Below are 19,995 nucleotides of genomic sequence, written 5' to 3'. Positions count from 1 at the left end.
GTTAAAATAGAATAACAATCAAAAGAAAGTGATTTGAGCTATGCTATTAGATGCAGCTACAAACAAGCCAGTTGTTTACTATTTTCGAGAAGTGGGAAAAGAAGAAATAAAGGGTAATAGATACCTTGCCGATTTTGGCTGGGAATTTAATTGGCTTCACCCGATATCGCATGAGTTTAGGGTATTCGGGTTAGTTACAAACAATAATCCCGATTTTGTAGAAGGTCTTATTGCCTTGAAAGAAAACCCTGATGAAGACTTCCTTTGTGTAGATGTAGATATAATTGAATCTGCTCCCCAAAACAAGAAATTTATAAAGGGTGTACCAAACCTAGAGCGGTCACATATTAATGTCGGAAGAGTTCTCATAGCTTTTGCATGTTGGTATAGCTTAGATAAAGGGTTTGACGGGTATGTAGGTCTTACATCCAAAAGCAGTAAATACCTCTTTTACTTTAGTATGGGAGCTAAACAGACATTTGGGCAGCATTTTATGTTTGATAACGCTGCAGCTTCAAAACTTGTCGAACAATATTTTCCGGGAGGTGTATTATGGTGGCAGGGATCAAATTGAAATCAAGGTATATTATTAAAAGAACTCCAGCTGGGCATACTAGAACCAGGGGTGATATTATGCGCAGAAGAGATATCGAAAGATTTGATAACGCTTTTCCAGATGGTGTATTTGCATTCCCGGCTTCCAAAGATTCCCCTGAAGTGAAAATAAGAGCGTTGGACAACTATTGTAAAGAGCATGGAGTAGAACCAAAAGATTTAACGGAAGAAGAAATGAAGCCGTTTCTTGTATACTAAGAAGTCCCTAAATGATTAGGGGCTTTTTATTTTGATAGCATAACTGTTTTGAAATGCCTTACTGTGTCGCGTATCTCTTGCTTCCTTTTGCGTTTCAAAATAACGGGCTTATATCAGATAAAGTGAGTAAGTAGGTACCAATGACATTGGGAGATGCGAATCATTAGTCTACGGCTAAGGTATCCAGGTAGAGAGGGGACGAGAACCGTCCCCGGTTAGCCTTACAAAACATAGTCAAGGGGGGCAGGTACGTTGATTCGAATGTGCCAAGGAAACTGTCCCCATGGTTTCATTTTAGAATTGGAACCGGAAGTATTTAATAAAAGAAAAGTTACAATGGTGCATTTTAAGCATGATAGACCTAGTGGTAAGCCGTGGGTTAAAGATACGAATATAGAATTAAATAAAAATCTTGATGCTTTTCTACAAATAGCTAAATGATAATTGGCGCACTTGAACAGAGGAGGTTCCCATGCTGAAGAAAAAAGTGAAAAACCAATTGAACTTGATGCAGTTTTTTTGAGGGATACATACGTAATTACCGTCGTTTGAATCTAGCTTCTAATCACAATGTTTCTATATTTACTAGGAGAGAAATCAATTTTTTGCAGATCTTGGAGAAATGCTGGGATTAGATGCTTTTGTGGAAGACTCCAAAATGGATTTCAGTAAAGGGAGGTCACGTCCAATGGATCTGTCTTGGTGGAAGTGTGACCCGCGTATTGATGAAGAGCACTATATTTCCCTTGTTTTGCATTTGGAAAGAGAGAGTTTCTGGAAAAAGGATATGGAGATGATTGAAAAGCTGTTTTCAGAGACAGAAGAAGGTTATTTACCCGAGAATGTAATAGGTATTCAATATGTTGATTCACAGGAGAGAATTGACTTTCTAAATAACTTGGTCCTCGAAAAGAACTCTGTACAGCAATCGCAGGTATTGATGATTTACCGGTACTATGACAATTTAAAGGAAGAAGAACGAGTTCTAGCGTACTACTTTACTCCTGAAGGCAAGATTGAACTAAGGAATGCAATTTGCAAACAAGATGAGTTCGGTTACTGGTTTATGTGTTTTGAGGAGGAAATAAAAACAGCGTAATTCAAGGTAAAAGTATCTAAAAATATAAGTCTTACAGTGAAATACGTTCCGTCCGATTATCTTGAAAAAACCAAAGCAACCAACAATCAATGCCGGCTGCTTGGTTTTTCTTATTTGTCCTGCTTTTTAGCAAATAATACCCCTAACAGGACTACTATTAAGGTTAACAAAGATGAATTGTTCCCAGTCTTTTGCTCAATTCCAGCGCTATTTTCACTGGGCAATTCTTCTTCTTTATAAGGATCCTGGTTTGTCTTAGGTTTATCATCAGCTTTTACCGTTGCCGGCTGTGATCGCTTATGTGCAATAAATTTTTCATAAACGATATTAATGATGATCCCGAAGAATACTAGCTGCAATAAGAAGCTGGTCAGCATTTCAATGAGCACGATGAAGCGGATGTTTCCCTTGGGTAGTACATCACCGTAAGAACCGCCGAAAAACGTTGTACCGCTAAAGTAAATATAGTCGGCGTATTGGTTGAAGGAGTCTTTATTGTCATTTACGAATATATGATCCCCGCCAAGCACTCTTGTGTCTGATATTATTTGGTTCTTAGAAAATCCTTGTTCTAACACAGATATAAAGCGCGGATGATCAAATGTACTATATACTATAGCGAAAAATGAAATGATGATGAAGACCCCACCTACTATTAATCCCAAGAGCTTTGGTATGGTCAGTACTTCTTTATGTTTGATGATGAAAATGGATAAATAATAGAAGATGAATCCTATGCCTAAAAAAACCAGTGCTAAAAAGATTTTAGCTGCGAGCTCGTATTGTAAAGAGAAAACCATTGCCGGAAAAGGAATGAGAAGGAGTGATGTCAGGCCATATAGTAAGCCGCTCCAACTCGGTAGGGAAGATAATTTTCTCACAGAAAAGATGAAGATAAAGAAATTAAGAATGAAGAAAATAGATAGGAAAATGTAGATAGCACCTGGCAGAGTGGTCTCGGAACTGCCGGAGCCTGCTGAAATGAAACTGATATTCCAGACTCCCAGGCTTTTATCTTGGGCGTTTTTTTCTTCTAATAGGAAATCCATTTTATGTTCAGAACCGATATTGTTATCTAAAGAGCCATATCCATTCGCAAGGATTAATTGATTAAGACTATATGTATCATCGGCAGAAAAGAATACAAGGAATTGGTTATTGTCCATTTCTTTTAAGTGTACCCTTTTATTCAAAAGAAGCTTTTCCAATTCTTTGATAGCATCAACTTCGGTATATTCGTTGCCTGTAAAAGTGTAGAGTTCCAGTTCTCCCACAGTTTTATAGTCCATTCCAAAAGTGCGGATATCATTTTCTTCCGCAAATTTCTGGTACTCTTCATAAATCTCAGTGGAAACTCCATACAATGTAACTTCTTTTTGGTTATTGATTTCTAGTGTATCCACACTTATTACTTTTGTGACTTTATTCTCCTCTGCTGAAACAGTTTGAGAAAAAAGCATGGTAAGAATCAAAATAAATAAAACCCTTATAAACCTCAAAAAATCCCTCCTGTAAAAGAGCCGGCTGCAACTTATTAGTTAATTCTGGAATCCTCATATATTATATACTAAGAGGTTGGTAGATAGAAATGGCGAGGGATATTTCAAGACTGGATAGAAACTCAGCAAATAATGAAGAAGAGAACAGGGGAGATATTATGCAAAACCTAAAAAATGAAATCCTAAAATTCCGAGACGACCGAGGCTGGAATCACGACCACCGGGAAAAGGACCTGGCAATTTCCATCGTCCTTGAAGCAAGTGAGCTGCTGGAGAACTTCCAATGGAAGTCGAGTGAAGAGGCGGCAGCGGATACCAGGCAGAATATCAAGGAGGAAATGGCGGATGTGCTGATCTATTTAGTCCAGCTGGCGGATTCACTTGATGTGGATCTGGAGGATGAAGTTTATAAAAAGCTTGAGAAAAATAATATTAAATACCCGGTAAAGCAAGGAAGTTAATGAATAGGCCTGTTCTCAGCACACTAGGGGAACAGGCCTTTTTTATATGGTTCAGACCTCAGTCTCTTTCTGGCGTTCAGACACAAAAGCAATCCCACGCTCCACAAACTCCAGCACTTCTTCCGAAACCGGATAGAGCCCCGTTTCCTCGGCAGGCAGCTTCCTGACTTCCCAGAATTTGTCCATCAGCTCTGTATCTCCTTCGAAACTGGCATCCGTTAGTTCGATTAGTTTAGCTGCGATTTCGGCGCCTTGGTCTGATTCTGGTTTGATGTCGTGTTTTATACACCATTCAATCTGCCGCAGCAGGGTCATATATTGTTGTGTGGAGTCATCGTTATGGCTGAGGTTGGGGATGGCTTTTTGTAAGAATGCTTTTTCATCTTCTTGAAAGTAATCGATCCACTTTTTGGAGCTTTCTTCCGAATTTTTAACAAGCTCGGAAACGCGTTCCCAGGACAGCGTTTCTTCCAGGTCGATCATGTTGATCAGTGAGGCGGTCTTGGAAATGCTTGTTTGAAGGGCCGCTTGCTGCTCTTGCAGATAATTGTAGTGAGAGATCAGGATTTGCTTATAGGAAAGCTTGTCCAATATTGTGCGGATGTCTTCCAATGGAAGCGAGAGGGATTTCAGGATGATGATTTTTTCCAATGTGAATAAATCTTCCTCTGAATAATACCTCTTTCCGTTATCATCCTTGAAACTCGGTGTAAGGAGATCGATTCCGTCATAATATCGAAGCGTGCGGATGGAGATATTCCTCTGTTTGGATACCTCTCCGGTTGTCCAGCGTTTCATTTCATTCCCCCTGAAAAAAATGCTTGCGGGTAACGCAGCGTCACCCTGTACAGTTGGATTATAGCATATAAAGGAAGAGGGATGAGGATGGAACAGCAAAACTGGAAAGAGAGAGACCGATGGGGTGTGAAGGAATTTGTCCTGCTCATGGTCCTTGAGTTTGTCATTGTGATTGGCGTCATTAAATGGACGGTGCAGCCGATTTACTCTGGCTGGCTGAACAACGAATTGTACGCGGGGACGTTGATGGGATTAACAATCGCCATCGTATTACTCGGAGGCATTTATTTTATCGCTCTGCGTCCAAAAAAGCTTTCCTGGAGTGAAGTGGGCGTAAAGCCCTTTCAGATGAAGGATTGGAAACTGATCATTTTATATTCCATTATTCTATTGGCGGGTGCTGTCATCATTGTGGTGCTCACCAGTTTTATAGGGAATACGTGGGAGAACAGCAAGACGGAGGCAATGCAGCAGAATGTGACGCTGGTTACGGTTCTGCTTGCCTTTGTCTCTGCTGCGGTTATTTCTCCCATTTACGAAGAGATCTTTTACAGAGGCTTTTTATACCGGTGGCTGCGGACGCGTGTCGGGTTTAAAGGAGCGATTTTGCTTAGCTCGCTCATCTTTACAATCGTCCATATTCCAACCTACAATGTCATGCCGGTCAATTTCTTCAGCGGGATTATTTTTGCGCTGGCCTATGAACGGACGGGCTCGATCTGGCCATCCGTTTTAGTTCATGGACTGACCAATGGAACGATGGTGCTGCTGACGAGTTTGGGGTGACGGGAAGTACTTACAAAGAGACAGGGGGAACCTTGTCTCTATTTTTGTTGCTGAATTGTAGTGACATGCCTAGGGAAATCTCAGGTTAGACTAATTACTCCATACTAAGAAATATTTCTCCTATTAAAGGCTATGTTTTGAATAATTGGGGTAATTATCCAAATATAGAAGTCGTAAAACCCGCGGAAATTCAGCAGGATTAATAGGGGATGGCGAACATTCATACATAAAGTTTAAAGGTGTTTTTTAATATGAACCTATTGCATTAGGAGGATCAGACATTCATGAACAGAAAAAAGAAGTGGATTATATATGGAATCGGACTTTCATTAGTACTTGGCGGATGCATGGGTAATGGTGTGGATGAGAAGCAGGCTGAAGTAAAGGATGAGTATGCAAGAGTGCAGGATTATAAAGGGGAAGGGTACTTTTTGAATAATGGGGACGAAAACGATCAGATTGCCGAGGCCAAAAGTGGAGAAGTGGAAAGAGCGGTGACGGATTTCTTCTTAGAGGAATACAAGACGGAGGTTGTAGTACATAATCTGGTGGGGAATGTAGATGGAGTGACGGTGTTTGTGGAATCGACTGGGCCATTGCACTTTTATTCATCTGCCATTGTTCCAATCAATCAGAAAGCGAAAGAAATCATTTCTGATGAAGTGAGGTCTCAGGAAGATGTGGTGGAAGAAGGGATTCGAGAAGGCTTATATTTTAAAATTTTTGAAGAAGAGTTTAAGAAGCTGGATCATTACCTTGAGGAACTGGCATCTGAAAAAGAGGTAGTGGGAAGAACGGTTAAATCACTGCAGAATACAGGTGGATCAGGATTCATGACACCTTACTATACGATTACTTCGTTTAATGGTGATGAGGCAATCCAGCCTGTGTACGATTTATACATGGAAGATCCGGATACCAAAACGGAAAACCTGAAAAGTGCATTCAATACAGAATTATTTGATGAAGAATATCTAACCATGAACGTTATCTTATATATGAGCGAGGAGAAGGCTTCCCCGAGTAAAAGCCTTCTGGAAAAAGTTTTAAAGGATTTAGAAGGAATGGATTCAATTCCGAATGGAACTTATCAAATCATCATCAATGATAATGGAATACATAAAGAATCATCTGAGGGGTATAAGGATAATTCGATTAAGGCTGAATTTATTAAATCTAAATAGTAGATGAACCCAGCCAATGAGGAGGATCAAACATTCATGAACAGAAAAAACAAGTGGATCATATATGGAATCGGACTTTCCTTATTACTTGCAGGATGTATGGATAATGGTGTGGACGAGAAGAGTACGCAGGATGAAATGGAAGAACAGTATATAAGTGTACAGGATTATAAGGGCGAAGGCTACACATTAAAAGACGGGAAGGAAAACGACAAAATCGCAGAAGAACAGCGGGAAGAAGTTGAGAACGCCGTAAAAGATTTTTTTCTGACTCAATATCGTACAGAAATCGAAGTTCATAATATGGTTGGGAATGTGGATGGGGCCACCGTGTTTGTCGAGTCAACCGGCCCGCTTTCTTTCTATACGTATGCTGTTGTCCCCATCAATTCGAGTGATCAGACCATCCAATCGGATGAGGTTTGGTCCAAGGAAGGGCAAGTAGAAAGTGCCATAACAGATGGCTTGTATAAACAATTGTTCGATAAGGAATTTAGCCAATTAGACAGTTACATGGAGAAAGTCGTAACTGAAGGGGAAGTTGTTGGAAGGACAAGAGAATCTCTCGAAAATGTTGCAGGAGATGGGTATATGACTCCGTACTATTTCATTTCAACGTCACCAATTAAAGATGAGGCTATTAAACCTGTATATGAACTATATATAAATAATCCTGATGCCAGCGCAGAGCAATTACAAGCAGCGTTTAAAAAGGAAGCATTTGATCCGAAAAATTTAAGAATATCCATCATGCTTTTCATGAAAGAAAAAGGTAAGGAACCAAGTGAAAAAGTATTCAACCAGATTATTAATGACATAGAAGATGCAGCTGATTTTCCAAAGGGGGCCTATAGTGTCTTCGTAAATGATAATCGAATCCACAAGGACTCATTTGAAGGTGTGAAAGACAATTCCCTTGAACGGGCTTACCCCGATGAAATCATAAAAGAATAAGGCGGTTTAATACTATGGTGACCCAACTGGCCTTGAGGAAAATTGAGAGAGGAAGTATCAGTTAGGAGGACCAGACATTCATGAACAGAAAAAACAAATGGATTATATATGTAATTGGACTTTCCTTCTTACTTGCAGGATGTATGGATAATGGTGTGGATGAGAAGCAGGATGAAGTGAAGGAACCGTATGCAAGAGTGCAGGATTATAAAGGGAAAGGGTATTTTTTGAATAATGGGGACGAGAACGATAAAATTGCCGAGGCTAAAAGTGGCGAAGTGGAAAAAGCGGTAAAGGATTTCTTCTTAGAGAACTATAAGACAGAGGTTGTAGTACATAATCTGGTGGGGAATGTTGATGGAGTGACGGTATTTGTGGAATCGACAGAGCCAGTGCACTTTTATTCAACTGCCATTGTTCCAATCAATCCAGGAACGGAAGAAATCATGATGGAGGATGTATGGACGCAGGAGGATGTAGTTGAAAAAGGAATCAGGGAAGGATTATACAGGCTGGTGTTCGAGACAGAGTTTGAAAACCTGGATAAATACCTGGAAAATGTTGTGGCGGAAGAAGCCGTTGTTGGGAGAACAGTAGAGTCCCTCGAGAACGTTGGTGGATCTGGTGTTATGACACCGTACTACTTTATGTCGTCCCTATTTGGAGATGAGGCCATAAAGCCGGTATATGAGTTGTACATGAGTAATCCAAATACGAGTAAAGAACAGCTTGAAAAAGCATTTGATCAAGCTTCATTTGATGAGAAAAATGTAAGAATTAACATCATGCTTTTTATGGAAAAAGAAAACGTTCCGCCTGATGAAGAAATTCTGAAAAAAGTAACGGATGATCTAAAAGAGATGGGGGCTATTCCTAATGGGATGTACAGAGTGGTTGTGAATGATAATGGAGTTCATAAGGAGTCATTTGAAGGCAATAAGGATAATTCCATAAAAAATGAGATAGTAAGAGCGGAAAGTTCGGACTGAATTTGATTAAAATACCTATACCAGACGTACTAGAATTAAGAACTGGCTGGAATAGCAGCTTATCAATAATCCCATCCCATTAGGAGGACCAGACATTCATGAACAGAAAAAACAAATGGATTATATATGGAATCGGACTTTCGTTATTACTCGGAGGATGTATAGCTAATGGAAAAAATAATGTGGATTCACAAGAGGTAACAGGACCCTACAAAGACACTTTTGTGAGAGTGCAAGATTATAAGGGTGAAGGATATGTACTCCGGAACGGAGAAGACGCAGATAGAATTGCAGAAGAAAAACGTGATGACGTTCAAAGAGCTGTTAAAGATTTCTTTATGGAAAAATATAAAACAGACGTCAAAGTCCACAACATTGTAGGGAACAAGGATGGTGCGACTGTGTTTGTCGAATCGACAGGACCGGTTCACTTCTATACGACTGCGATCGTGCCGATTGATTTGAGTGAAGAAGAAGTAAAGGCGGATGGAGTAGTGTCTCTTGAAGGTGAAGTGGAAAGTGCCATCCGTGGAGGGCTTTACCATTTACTGTTCGAGAAAGAGTTCGCGGAACTTGATCAGTACCTTGATACCTTTGTAAACGAGCATAAGGTAGTGGGAAGAACCATGGAAGCTATAGAAAATGTTGGAGGAATCGGGTATATGACTCCCTATTATTTTATAACCACCTCTAAATCCGACAAAGCCATAAAGCCAGTATATGATTTATACCTTGAAAATCCAGATACTCCAGTAAGTGAATTCAAAGCTCAATTTGCAGAAGACGGGTTCTCTGCTGAAAATATAAAAATTAATATAGAGCTATTTATGGAGGAAAAGGACTCGGAACCGAATGAAGAATTAATAAATCAACTTTCAAATGATTTGAAAGGAATGACCGGTATTCCTAAAGGAAGTTATAGCCTGACCCTCAATGACAACTTAATTAATGAGAAAGTGGGTGACGGGTTGAAAGATAATTCATTAGAAGCCGGGTTTCCTGACTATATCGAAATTAATTAAGGTTGGTGGAAAGGAGGACCAGACATTCATGAACAGAAAAAACAAATGGATTATATATGTAATCGGCCTTTCGTTATTACTCGGAGGATGTATGGGTAATGGAAAAAATAATGCGGATTCACAAGAGGTGACAGGTCCCTACAAAGACACGTTTGTGAGAGTGCAAGATTACAAGGGTGAAGGATATGTACTCCGAAACGGGGAAGACGCAGATAGAATTGCAGAAGAAAAACGTGTTGAAGTTCAAAAAGCCGTTAAAGATTTCTTTATCGAAAAATATAAAACAGATGTCAAAGTCCACAACATTGTAGGGAACAAGGGTGGTGCGACTGTGTTTGTCGAATCGACAGGACCGGTTCACTTTTATACGACCGCAATAGTGCCGATTGATTTGAGTGAAGAAAAAGTGAAGGCGGATGAAGTCGTGTCTCTTGAAGGTGAAGTGGAAAGTGCCATCCGTGGAGGGCTTTACCATTTACTGTTCGAGAAAGAGTTTGCGGAACTTGATCAGTACCTTGAAAAAATTGAGGCAGAGAATAAGGTGGTTGGCAAAACAAAGGAAGCTATAGAGAATGTTGGAGGAACCGGCTATATGACCCCTTATTACTTTATTACGACTTCTTCTTCTGACAAGGCCATAAAGCCTGTATATGATGCGTATATTGAAAACCCAACCATTCCTCCTGCTGAACTTAAATCGCATTTCGCCATGGATGAATTTTCGGTTGAAAATCTAAAAATTAATCTGCAGCTATTTATGGAAGAAGAGGGAGCAGAACCCAGCAAGGAATTATTTCATGCGATTCCTAAAGATTTAAAGAAAATGAACTCTATTCCTAAAGGAAGTTATAGTCTAGTAATCAACGATAATTTAATTAATGAAAAAGTCGACGATGGCTACAAAGAAAACTCATTACGTGTTGGGGTTCCTGACTATATTGTCATTGAGTAAGCTTGAGGTGAAGGGAAAATGGGAAAGGAGGACCAGTCATTCATGAACAGAAAAAATAAGGTGATCATATACGGAATCGGGCTTTCATTGTTACTTGGTGGTTGTATGGATAGTGCAAATGGTAATGGCGTGGAGGAAAAGAATACTCAAGTTGAAGGGAAGGACTCTGGCGATGGTTTAGTAAGCGTACAGGAATATGACGGAGAAGGGTTTTCTCTTGAAAACGGGCAACAAAATGACAAGATTGCAGAAGCCAACCGTGATGAAGTGGAACAGGCTGTGAAAGATTTTTTCTTAAAGCAACATAAAACAGATGTTGAGGTTCATAATGTTGTCGGTAACGTTGATGGAGCCAGTGTATTTGTTGAGTCGATAGGTAAGACGCATTTCCATACCTATGCAGTTGTGCCCATAGATGTGAGCGAGGAAAAAATGCTGACTGACCAGGTTTTTTCACCAGAGGGAGAGGTGGAGAATGCCATTGCCTCAGGTGTTTATGGGTTACTATACGAGGATGAATTCACCAAGCTTAATCAAGTAATTGAGGGAATGGCAGAAGAGCTGGCATTTACCGGAGAAACAAAAGAAGCAATAAATAATACTGCAGCTTTCGGCTATGGAACTCCTTATTATTATGTTTCTTTTGGCGATATAGAAAGATCGAACCTAATCATGGACACATACATAAAAAATCCCAAAACCAGTAAAGAGGAATGGAAAGAAACGCTGAACATTTCAGAGGTCGATCCTGAAGCCATTTATATTACCATTCAGCTCTATAAAAATAGGCCAGGGGAAAAACCCGCAACTGAAGAGCTGGAAAGGGTAGTTCAAACGATTAAAGATACTGAAGGTATACCTGCAGGTGCTTATAATATTCTGTTACATGACAATACCATTGATAAAGAATCAGGGGTTGGAAGCAAAGAAACCTCTATTGAAAGATCTTTGCCTGACTATATTATTAAAAAATAATTAGAGAAGGAGATCAGACATTCATGAACAGAAAAAACAAATGGATTATATTTGGAATCGGACTTTCATTATTACTTGGCGGGTGTATGGATAATGGTGTGGATAAGAAGCAGGCTGAAGTGAAGCATCAGTATGCAAGAGTTCAGGATTATAAAGGGGAAGGGTACTTTTTGAATAATGGTGACGAGAACGATCAGATTGCCGAGGCTAAAAGGGATGAAGTGGAAAATGCGGTAAAGGGTTTCTTCTTAAAGGAATATAAGGCTGAGGTGAAAGTACATAATCTGGTGGGGAATGTCGATGGAGTGACGGTGTTTGTGGAATCGACAGGACCTGTGCATTTTTATTCTTATGCCATTGTTCCAATAAATCAAGGAATGGAAGAAATCATGACGAAAGAAGTGAGGACACAAGAAGGCGAAGTTGAGCGGGGGATTCGTGAAGGGTTATACAGATTAATATTTGAGGAAGAATTTAAGAATCTGGATGCGTATCTTGAGAAGGTCGTTTCGGAAGAAGACGTTGTAGGAAGAACCGTTGAGTCCCTTCAAAATGTTGGTGGATCGGGTAGCATGACGCCCTATTACTCTATGTCTTCCCTGAAAAGCGATGATGCCATAAAGCCTGTTTATAATCTCTACATGGAAGACCATGAAACAGCGGGAACCATACTAAAAAAAGCGTATGACGGGGATTCGTTCGATCCTGATAGTTTAAGAATTAATATTATGCTCTTTATGGAAGAAGAGAATGTGGGTCCAAGTGAAGAGATCATGAAGCGTGTAGTAAAAGAGATAAAAGAAATGAGCGCTCTCCCTAAAGGGACATATAGAGTGGCCATAAATGATAACGGGGTTCATAAGGAATCATTTGAAGGGTTTAAAGATAATTCCATTGAACAGGAAATGATTCGTAACGAATAAATAGTTAGTGTGACTAAAACACAGCAGCCAGACTCACTAACAGCTTATCAGTAACCCTGTCCAATGAGGAGGATCAGACATTCATGAACAGAAAAAACAAATGGATTATATATGGAATCGGCCTTTCATTATTACTTGCAGGATGTATGGATAATGCGAGTGGTAATGGAGTGGATGAGATGCAGGATCATAGCGATCGTCTAGTAAGTGTACAGGAATATAATGGAGAAGGATTTTCTCTGAAAAACGGGCAGGAAAATGACAAGATTGCAGAAGCAAACCGTGATGAAGTGGAACAAGCTGTGAAAGATTTTTTCTTGCAGCAATATAAAACGGAAGTTGAGATTCATAATATTGTCGGTAATGTTGATGGAGCTAGTGTGTTTGTTGAATCGATTGGCAAGCCTCATTTCCATACATATGCGGTAGTACCTTTAGACGCCAAAGAGAAAAAAATCATGGCTGACCAGGTTTATTCATTAGAAGGAGAGGTTGAAAATGCCATCACTTCTGGAGTTTATGGGTTGATGTATGAAGAAGAATTTAACGAGTTGGATGAGGTATTAAAAGAAATCACAAGAGATTATCACTATACTGGCGAAACGACGCAGGCCATTCATAACACTAAATCATTCGGATTTGGGAATGAATACTATTTTGTTTCATTTTTCGATATGGAATTATCAGAGCAAATCGTTGAACTTTATTTAGAAAATCCTGACCTTACAAAGGAAGAGTTACAAGATTTAAATGTAGAGAAATTAAGCCCTGAGTCAATCAATATTACGATTCAGCTTTTTAAAAACAAAGAAGATTCAAATCCAACCAAAGAAGAGCTGGATGAAATCGCAAAAGTTATTGAAGAAGCGGAAGGACTGCCTTATGGAGCGTATAATCTTCTTCTGCATGACAATTTGATTGATGAAGTTTCGGGCAGCGGGGATAAAGATACTACTGTTGAAAGGGCGGACCCCAATTACATTATGAAAGATTAGAAAGAGTTGAGTAAGGAGGGCAGACAGTCATGAACGGAAAAAATAAGTGGATCATATATGGAATCGGCATTTCCTTATTACTTGGCGGATGTATGGATATGGATAAAGCGAACGATAATGGCCAAAAGGAAACCTCAAAAGAAATGGAAAAGCAATTAGTGAGTGTACAGGATTATAAGGGTGAGGGTTATTCCTTACCCAATGGAGAGAAAATGGATGAAATGGCAGAATCTCATAAAGATGAAGTAGAGAGCGCAGTAAAGAGGTTCTTTAAGGAAAATTACCAAACAGACATCAAAGTGCATAATATTGTAGGAAATGAGGATGGAGCAACCGTTTTTGTAGAATCAGTGGGACGTCTTCATTATTATACCTATGCGATCGTGCCAATTGATAGAGACACCGAAAAAATTCGCGGTGATAAGGTCTTTTCAGAGGAAGGCCAGGTTGAGGATAGAATAAAAGGCGGATTATACCGCTTGATTTTTGAAGATGAATTTAATAAGTTGGACAGCTACTTAGAGGACCTGGTCTCGGAAGGTGAAGTCGTTGGAAAAACACAAGAGTCACTGCAAAATGTTGGAGGAACAGGCTATATGACACCATATTATTTTCTTTCAACGTTTATGAATGATGAATCTATTAAGCCGGTATACGATTTATTTGTAAAAGATCCGGAAGCTGACATCGAGGATCTAAAGGATGCTTACATAGAAAGCTCCTTCTCTCCTGAAAATTTATTAATAAATATACGGCTATTTATGAAAGATGAAGAAGCTTCTCCAGATGAAGAGGTCTTTAACCGTGTGGCCGATGATATAGAGAGGATAGAAGGTCTGCCAAAAGGATCGTACAGCTTGTACCTAAATGATAATAAAGTTTATAAGGACAGTTTTACTGGTGAGAAAGAAAATTCGTTAAGCAGAGGGCATGGAAACTATATTGTTCGGAATTAAAAGTGAATAAGAAAGAAAAATGAACCCATTAGGAGGACCAGCCATTCATGAACAGAAAACCTAAATGGATTATATATGGAATCGGGCTTTTATTATTACTTGGCGGGTGTATGGATAATGAGGATTCACAAGAGGTAACAGGTCCCTACAAAGACACTTTTGTGAGAGTGCAGGATTATCAGGGTGAAGGATATGTACTCAGAAATGGAGAAGAAGCGGACAAAATTGCAGAAGAAAAAAGTGATGAAGTTCAAAAAGCTGTTAAAGATTTCTTTATGGAAAAATATAAAACAGACGCCAAAGTCCATAACATTGTAGGAAACGTGGATGGTGCGACTGTGTTTGTTGAATCGACAGGCCCGGTCCACTTTTATACGACCGCGATCGTGCCGATTGATTTGAGTGATAAAGTCGTTTTAGAAGACCGTGTTACGTCTTTGGATGGAGATATTGAGAGTGCGATTCAGGGAGGTTTGTACCATCTCATATTTGAAGATGAATTTCATAAGCTTGATCAATATTTAGGTAAAATCGCATCTGAGTACGCAGTTGCAGGAAAAACAAAAGAAGCACTCCAAAATGTCGGGGGAGCCGGATATATGACTCCATACTATTATTTATCCACCCCTCCTGATGATAAAGCAATGCAATCCGTTTATGAGGCATATCTAAATAATCCGGACACACCTGTCGAAGAACTTAAATCGCTCTTCTCAAAAGCTGACTTCGCAGCAGAAGATTATAATTTCACCATTCAGTTATACATGGAGAACGAAAATGAAGAACCGGATAAAGAACTATTTACTAAACTTCAACAAGATATTAAGTCAATGAATTCAATACCTAAAGGAAATTACAGTGTAATCATTAATGATAATTTGATTAATGAAAAAGCAGACGATGGCATTAAAGATAATTCTTTGCAATTAACGTTTCCTGATTCCATTGTTAAAAAGTAAGGCAGAAGTTAATAAGCAAGGGTTTTAAAAATCATTCAATCGAACAGGAAGTGATTCAGGTAGACTAGAAAATTCTCAGCTAGACTAATTACTCAATATTTAGAAAAATTCATGATTTCATAGGCTATATTTTAAAAAAATTGGGTAATTATACAAGTGTATAAGTCCAAAGACTCACAATGATTCTAATTACATAAATAGGTTAAAAGAAATGCAGAAACGAAATGCCGCCACTACTTTTTTCCTGTTTTTCCTAATTAATCTAAGTAATTCCTAACTTAACTGTTAATACTTTACAGACTTTTATAAACTATAAAGGTAATGCACTAAATGAACCCATCCAATTAGGAGGATCAGACATTCATGAACAGAAAAAATAAGTGGATCATATATGGAATCGGACTTTCATTATTACTTGGAGGATGTATGAATATGGATAATGAAAAAAATAACGTGGATTCTCAAGAGGCAACTGGACCCTACAAAGACACGTTTGTGAGAGTGCAAGATTATAAGGGTGAAGGATATGTACTCAGAAACGGAGAAGACGCAGATAAAATTGCAGAAGAAAAAAGTGATGAAGTTCAAAAAGCTGTTAAAGATTTCTTTATGGAAAAATATAAAACAGACGTCAAAGTCCACAACATCGTAGGGAACAAGGATGGTGCGACTGTGTTTGTTGAATCCACAGGACCGGTTCACTTCTATACGACTGCGATAGTGCCGATTGATTTGAGTGAAGAAAAAGTGAAGGCGAATGGAGTAGTGTCTCTTGAAGGTGAAGTGGAAAGTGCCATCCGTGGAGGGCTTTACCATTTACTGTTCGAGAAAGAGTTCGCGGAACTTGATCAGTACCTTGATACTTTTGTAAACGAGCATAAGGTAGTGGGAAGAACCATGGAAGCTATAGAAAATGTTGGAGGAATCGGGTATATGACTCCCTATTATTTTATAACCACCTCAAAATCCGACAAAGCCATAAAGCCAGTATATGATTTATACCTTGAAAATCCAGATACTCCAGTAAGTGAATTCAAAGCTCAATTTGCAGAAGACGGGTTCTCTGCTGAAAATATAAAAATTAATATTGAGCTATTTATGGAGGAAAAGGAAGCGGAACCGAATGAAGAATTAATAAATCAACTTTCAAATGATTTGAAAGGAATGACAGGTATTCCTAAAGGAAGTTATAGCCTGACCCTCAATGACAACTTAATTAATGAGAAAGTGGGTGATGGGTTGAAAGATAATTCATTAGAAGCCGGGTTTCCTGACTATATTGAAATTAATTAAGATAGGTGGAAAGATATATGAATAAAATATATAAAGAACCACCCAATAACGATATAAATAAAATAAATATCGATAAAAATTTGGTTGAAATTGCTGGGTTACATTCTTACAAACATTTAATATCAAAATCTAAATTTGAAGTTAATGGAACTGAATATTTAGTATTACACACCCACTATAATGATCCTACTGGACTTGATGCACTTACTGTCAGAAATGAAGTTACCAAAGAAATATCGATAGCATATGTAGGTACCGACGCTGCTGCTGAGAACGGTAGGCAAGACTTACTTACGGATGTTCAACTTTTAAGTGATTTAACATTGCCGCAATTGGAAGCTGCTGAGGAGTATTTGAATAAAATTAATGAAAGATTTAAAGATCAAGGGGGAGTCAGTTCTGTTACCGGAAACTCCCTAGGCGGCCCCCTTGCAAACTACGCCGTAAGAAATCGCCCGGATATTAAGTCCGTTACACTGAATCCAGCCCTATTCCCAAAGGGTGTAATGGACCCTGACAAAAGCTACGACAACATCACCAACTACTTTACCAACTATGATGTCCTGACAGGCACCCTCATTGCCCTGGATCTCGATTCACGCATACCGGGCAAAAGATATGATATATCAACCGGCATCCCCCAGACCGGAGAAGGGTTTAACATCCTAAAAAACAATCATACGGGATATATTGAGGATGGTAAGTATGAAATCGGGCAACCTGGGACTCCTGGTCATGGTTACATCTATGACGAAGCCGATGCCCATATCATGACAAGCATCTGGACCGGCGAACCCCTTTATAGCGGCCATTCAGACAGGATCGACATCAATCGTGACAACCTCAATCTCCTGGCTGAAGCCCTGGCAGGAGATGTGTTGACAAGGCTGACGCAAGCCCAGGAATACTTGACCCATTCAGAAGAGATTGCCCAGCATGAAGGCGATCGGTATGCTGAACGGCTAAACCGCCTGCAGATGGTTTTTGAAGATTCTTTTGAAAATCTGATTGGTAATCCTTTATTTATTGGCATTACGACAACCTCTCACCGGTTGACTTCAGAAATCGATCACCTTATTTCTCTCGTCAATATGGCTGAAAATGCGAGCCGGTCTCTCAATGGTGTATTGAATTCACCGCCTGTCGAATTGGTGGAACACCTATTCAACAGAAGCATCAGTGTCGAGAGTATTTTCGGGCAGGCACGGAGTCAGCTGCTTGAGTTCAAAGGGGAGATCGCCAGTCTGACCGGCTTCCTTCAGAACATCCTTCATAAAGAAATCCCGGAGCTTTTTAGTGGAGGGAGGGAGACGTTCGAGGACCTTCTTGTAAACGACATGCTAGAACACTATAAGATTATCGACTATAATACTGCGAAGCTGAATAGTAACATTGCAGAGTTTCAAAGTCAGGTTGCAAAATTGGGAGAGAACTTTGGTGAGCGGGATGCCTCCTTAAGTGCCAGCATTTCATCAGGGGCTTCCGTTCAACATACTGTGGCGATGCCCAAGAAAAACGAATATGTTCTGGAAGCGTCTGACCATATGCTTATCGGAATGAAGATGAAAGAAGTCATTCTGGAAGGATCCTTTGAAAGTTTCAAAGGAGCTTCACACGGTTTGCTTCTCCCACTGTTAGGATCATTAACCGGACTCGCGTTTGCCATCGAGAATACCCTGGAGATCATCTCAGCGCAGATCAAAGGCGCCATGAACATCGCGTTAAGCGGAACGGTGCCTGGGAAAATCATCAGCATCTTTTCCGACTTCGATGACAAAATCCGTTCATACGTATCTTCCGCACTGGAACCGATCGACGAGCTCGCCGCCACCATTGAAGGGCTCAGGGATGGATTAACCAGATTGACCATCGGATTCCCAGCCTTACTGGAGAGCTTCAAGCCTTATATCAACGCAGCCATCTTTGATTCAACGGGCTACGCTAATATCCACTTATACAATGTTTCAGCCATCGCCATCCATAAAGAAATGGAACTGCTCTTTGACGATATCGTCTATCAGCTCAGTCATCAAAAAGGAAAATCCATTGAAGCGTTATGCGAAATCTCAAAACGGCTGAAGAACAACATGATCCAACTGCGTCAACAAGTGGATCGTGTCACGTTATAGGGACAGGTCCTTCACTTGTTCCTCTTTTTTTTGCCGATTTTGGAAGTGGGACATGGGACAGAGGGACAGGTACACTGTCCCATATCAAGGAACAATTCTGAAGGGACAAGGAACCTGTCCCTCCGTCCCAAAATTAGGAGGATCAGACATTGATGAACAGAAAAAAGAAGTGGATCATAAATGGAATCGGACTTTCATTATTACTTGGTGGATGTATGAATATGGATAATGCGAATGGTAATGGTGTGGATGAGAAGAAGAATACGCAGGCTGAAGTGAAGGCTCAGTACGCAAGAGTGCAGGACTATAAAGGGGAAGGCTACACATTAATAAATGGTAAGGAAAACGATAAAATTGCAGAAGAGAATCGTGAAGAAGTTGAGAAGGCAGTAAAAGATTTTTTCCTGAAAAAATATAAAACGGATGTGGAAGTCCATAATATTGTGGGTAATGAAGATGGGGCAACGGTTTACGTAGAATCAAAAGGCCGGCTGCATTTTTATACTTACGCAGTAGTTCCAATTGATACAAATCAGAAGAAAGTCAGAACTTCAGAAGTGATGTCTGTTGAAGGTCAAGTGGAGAACGCGATTAGAGGAAGTTTATATGCCCATTTATATAAAAAAGAGTTTCAAAAACTTGATCAATATTTTGAGAAGATAACATCTGAAGGGAAGGTGACAGGGAAAAGGATAGAAGCAATACAAAATGTAGAGGGATCAGGGTATATGACTCCTTACTACTTTGTCTCTACTTTTAATCATGATGATCAAATTAAACCAGTATATGATCTTTATCTTAATGATCCAGATATTTCAGATAGTGAACTGAAAGAAAAGTTTGATTATAACTCTTTTAAGTTGGAAAATTTAAAAATTAATGTAAGTTTATTTATGAAAAAGAATGGCGCAGATCCTAATAAAGAAATATTCGAAAAGATATCATCAGACTTAGAGAGTTTAGAAGGCATCCCCAATGGAACCTATAGTTTCTTCCTTAACGACAATAAAGTTTCAGTAGAATCATCTGAAGGCATTAAGGGTAATTCCTTAAAAAGAGCTTATCCGGATTATATTGTAAATGAAATTGGTAAGAGGTGAGTATTGGGTGGGACAGAGGGACATGGGACAGAGGGACAGGTACACCGTCCCATATCAAGGAACAATTCCGAAGGGACAAGGAACCTGTCCCTCCGTCCCACACTAGGA

Annotated in this window: 21 protein-coding genes; 19 read left to right on the top strand and 2 right to left on the bottom strand. The window is 39.5% G+C overall.

The genetic code is table 11. The annotated features are described in order from the left end of the window. Window positions 1–40: 40 nt before the first annotated feature. The 4 genes from D3H55_RS13270 (at window position 41) to D3H55_RS13255 (ending at window position 1,912) form a co-directional block, all read left to right on the top strand. Window positions 41–574 (top strand): hypothetical protein, encoded by a 534-nt coding sequence (locus D3H55_RS13270; RefSeq protein ID WP_119547395.1) that lies wholly within the window; start codon window positions 41–43, stop codon window positions 572–574. A 59-nt stretch (window positions 575–633) separates the two neighbouring features. Next, window positions 634–813, top strand: coding sequence for a hypothetical protein (locus tag D3H55_RS13265; protein WP_240628572.1), 180 nt, complete (start codon window positions 634–636; stop codon window positions 811–813). Window positions 814–1,113: 300 nt separating this feature from the next. Further along, a complete protein-coding gene (locus D3H55_RS13260) occupies window positions 1,114–1,254 on the top strand; it encodes a hypothetical protein (protein ID WP_168413078.1) in 141 nt (46 codons plus the stop codon). A 247-nt stretch (window positions 1,255–1,501) separates the two neighbouring features. Beyond that, window positions 1,502–1,912: a hypothetical protein gene (locus D3H55_RS13255; RefSeq protein ID WP_240628571.1), complete on the top strand. Its 411-nt coding sequence runs from the start codon at window positions 1,502–1,504 to the stop codon at window positions 1,910–1,912. Between the two features lie 110 nt (window positions 1,913–2,022). Here D3H55_RS13255 and D3H55_RS13250 read toward each other — a convergent pair whose 3' ends face one another. Continuing rightward, window positions 2,023–3,384 carry an ion channel gene (locus D3H55_RS13250; protein WP_168413077.1) on the bottom strand — a complete coding sequence of 454 codons (1,362 nt, stop codon included), beginning with the start codon at window positions 3,382–3,384 and terminating at the stop codon, window positions 2,023–2,025. Between the two features lie 182 nt (window positions 3,385–3,566). On the opposite strand from D3H55_RS13250, the gene D3H55_RS13245 reads away from it, so the two are divergent. Beyond that, entirely contained in the window at window positions 3,567–3,872 is a 306-nt protein-coding gene (locus D3H55_RS13245) for a nucleotide pyrophosphohydrolase (RefSeq protein ID WP_420808752.1), read from the top strand. Window positions 3,873–3,923: 51 nt separating this feature from the next. Here D3H55_RS13245 and D3H55_RS13240 read toward each other — a convergent pair whose 3' ends face one another. Continuing rightward, on the bottom strand, window positions 3,924–4,670 hold the full coding sequence (locus D3H55_RS13240; protein WP_119547387.1) for a MerR family transcriptional regulator: 747 nt from the start codon (window positions 4,668–4,670) through the stop codon (window positions 3,924–3,926). An 81-nt stretch (window positions 4,671–4,751) separates the two neighbouring features. Between D3H55_RS13240 and D3H55_RS13235 the strand changes: the two genes are divergently transcribed. From D3H55_RS13235 to D3H55_RS13170, 14 genes are all read left to right on the top strand, one after another. Continuing rightward, complete coding sequence (locus D3H55_RS13235; RefSeq protein WP_119547385.1) at window positions 4,752–5,456, top strand: CPBP family intramembrane glutamic endopeptidase; 705 nt, start codon at window positions 4,752–4,754, stop codon at window positions 5,454–5,456. A gap of 284 nt (window positions 5,457–5,740) precedes the next feature. Beyond that, window positions 5,741–6,640 (top strand): DUF1672 family protein, encoded by a 900-nt coding sequence (locus D3H55_RS13230; protein ID WP_119547384.1) that lies wholly within the window; start codon window positions 5,741–5,743, stop codon window positions 6,638–6,640. 36 nt (window positions 6,641–6,676) lie between these two features. Continuing rightward, a complete protein-coding gene (locus D3H55_RS13225; RefSeq protein WP_119547383.1) occupies window positions 6,677–7,594 on the top strand; it encodes a DUF1672 family protein in 918 nt (305 codons plus the stop codon). An 80-nt stretch (window positions 7,595–7,674) separates the two neighbouring features. Continuing rightward, window positions 7,675–8,583 (top strand): DUF1672 family protein, encoded by a 909-nt coding sequence (locus tag D3H55_RS13220; protein ID WP_119547382.1) that lies wholly within the window; start codon window positions 7,675–7,677, stop codon window positions 8,581–8,583. A 98-nt stretch (window positions 8,584–8,681) separates the two neighbouring features. Then, a complete protein-coding gene (locus D3H55_RS13215; protein ID WP_119547381.1) occupies window positions 8,682–9,605 on the top strand; it encodes a DUF1672 family protein in 924 nt (307 codons plus the stop codon). A gap of 28 nt (window positions 9,606–9,633) precedes the next feature. Then, a complete protein-coding gene (locus tag D3H55_RS13210) occupies window positions 9,634–10,557 on the top strand; it encodes a DUF1672 family protein (RefSeq protein WP_119547380.1) in 924 nt (307 codons plus the stop codon). Window positions 10,558–10,644: 87 nt separating this feature from the next. After that, window positions 10,645–11,532: a DUF1672 family protein gene (locus D3H55_RS13205; RefSeq protein WP_168413076.1), complete on the top strand. Its 888-nt coding sequence runs from the start codon at window positions 10,645–10,647 to the stop codon at window positions 11,530–11,532. A gap of 23 nt (window positions 11,533–11,555) precedes the next feature. Beyond that, complete coding sequence (locus D3H55_RS13200) at window positions 11,556–12,455, top strand: DUF1672 family protein (protein ID WP_119547378.1); 900 nt, start codon at window positions 11,556–11,558, stop codon at window positions 12,453–12,455. A gap of 83 nt (window positions 12,456–12,538) precedes the next feature. Continuing rightward, complete coding sequence (locus D3H55_RS13195) at window positions 12,539–13,450, top strand: DUF1672 family protein (RefSeq protein ID WP_119547377.1); 912 nt, start codon at window positions 12,539–12,541, stop codon at window positions 13,448–13,450. Between the two features lie 29 nt (window positions 13,451–13,479). Beyond that, entirely contained in the window at window positions 13,480–14,406 is a 927-nt protein-coding gene (locus D3H55_RS13190; RefSeq protein ID WP_119547376.1) for a DUF1672 family protein, read from the top strand. Window positions 14,407–14,453: 47 nt separating this feature from the next. Further along, on the top strand, window positions 14,454–15,365 hold the full coding sequence (locus D3H55_RS13185; protein WP_119547375.1) for a DUF1672 family protein: 912 nt from the start codon (window positions 14,454–14,456) through the stop codon (window positions 15,363–15,365). A 363-nt stretch (window positions 15,366–15,728) separates the two neighbouring features. Next, complete coding sequence (locus tag D3H55_RS13180) at window positions 15,729–16,658, top strand: DUF1672 family protein (RefSeq protein ID WP_119547374.1); 930 nt, start codon at window positions 15,729–15,731, stop codon at window positions 16,656–16,658. Window positions 16,659–16,675: 17 nt separating this feature from the next. Then, window positions 16,676–18,787: an SA1320 family protein gene (locus tag D3H55_RS13175; protein WP_119547373.1), complete on the top strand. Its 2,112-nt coding sequence runs from the start codon at window positions 16,676–16,678 to the stop codon at window positions 18,785–18,787. Window positions 18,788–18,939: 152 nt separating this feature from the next. Beyond that, complete coding sequence (locus tag D3H55_RS13170) at window positions 18,940–19,887, top strand: DUF1672 family protein (protein ID WP_119547421.1); 948 nt, start codon at window positions 18,940–18,942, stop codon at window positions 19,885–19,887. Window positions 19,888–19,995 lie beyond the last annotated feature (108 nt).

It is taken from the genome of Bacillus salacetis (genome assembly GCF_003581585.1).
In the GTDB taxonomy this organism is placed as follows: domain Bacteria; phylum Bacillota; class Bacilli; order Bacillales; family Bacillaceae_B; genus Rossellomorea; species Rossellomorea salacetis.
The sequence above is the reverse complement of the archived record's forward strand: the minus strand, read 5'-3'. Positions and strand labels throughout refer to the sequence as shown.

Coding starts and splice junctions, on each gene's coding strand:
- D3H55_RS13270 (WP_119547395.1), top strand. CDS start 41: ATGCTATTAGATGCAGCTACAAACAAGCCAGTTGTTTACTATTTTCGA.
- D3H55_RS13265 (WP_240628572.1), top strand. CDS start 634: ATGCGCAGAAGAGATATCGAAAGATTTGATAACGCTTTTCCAGATGGT.
- D3H55_RS13255 (WP_240628571.1), top strand. CDS start 1,502: ATGGATCTGTCTTGGTGGAAGTGTGACCCGCGTATTGATGAAGAGCAC.
- D3H55_RS13240 (WP_119547387.1), bottom strand. CDS start 4,670: ATGAAACGCTGGACAACCGGAGAGGTATCCAAACAGAGGAATATCTCC.
- D3H55_RS13235 (WP_119547385.1), top strand. CDS start 4,752: ATGAGGATGGAACAGCAAAACTGGAAAGAGAGAGACCGATGGGGTGTG.
- D3H55_RS13230 (WP_119547384.1), top strand. CDS start 5,741: ATGAACAGAAAAAAGAAGTGGATTATATATGGAATCGGACTTTCATTA.
- D3H55_RS13225 (WP_119547383.1), top strand. CDS start 6,677: ATGAACAGAAAAAACAAGTGGATCATATATGGAATCGGACTTTCCTTA.
- D3H55_RS13220 (WP_119547382.1), top strand. CDS start 7,675: ATGAACAGAAAAAACAAATGGATTATATATGTAATTGGACTTTCCTTC.
- D3H55_RS13215 (WP_119547381.1), top strand. CDS start 8,682: ATGAACAGAAAAAACAAATGGATTATATATGGAATCGGACTTTCGTTA.
- D3H55_RS13210 (WP_119547380.1), top strand. CDS start 9,634: ATGAACAGAAAAAACAAATGGATTATATATGTAATCGGCCTTTCGTTA.
- D3H55_RS13200 (WP_119547378.1), top strand. CDS start 11,556: ATGAACAGAAAAAACAAATGGATTATATTTGGAATCGGACTTTCATTA.
- D3H55_RS13195 (WP_119547377.1), top strand. CDS start 12,539: ATGAACAGAAAAAACAAATGGATTATATATGGAATCGGCCTTTCATTA.
- D3H55_RS13190 (WP_119547376.1), top strand. CDS start 13,480: ATGAACGGAAAAAATAAGTGGATCATATATGGAATCGGCATTTCCTTA.
- D3H55_RS13185 (WP_119547375.1), top strand. CDS start 14,454: ATGAACAGAAAACCTAAATGGATTATATATGGAATCGGGCTTTTATTA.
- D3H55_RS13180 (WP_119547374.1), top strand. CDS start 15,729: ATGAACAGAAAAAATAAGTGGATCATATATGGAATCGGACTTTCATTA.
- D3H55_RS13175 (WP_119547373.1), top strand. CDS start 16,676: ATGAATAAAATATATAAAGAACCACCCAATAACGATATAAATAAAATA.
- D3H55_RS13170 (WP_119547421.1), top strand. CDS start 18,940: ATGAACAGAAAAAAGAAGTGGATCATAAATGGAATCGGACTTTCATTA.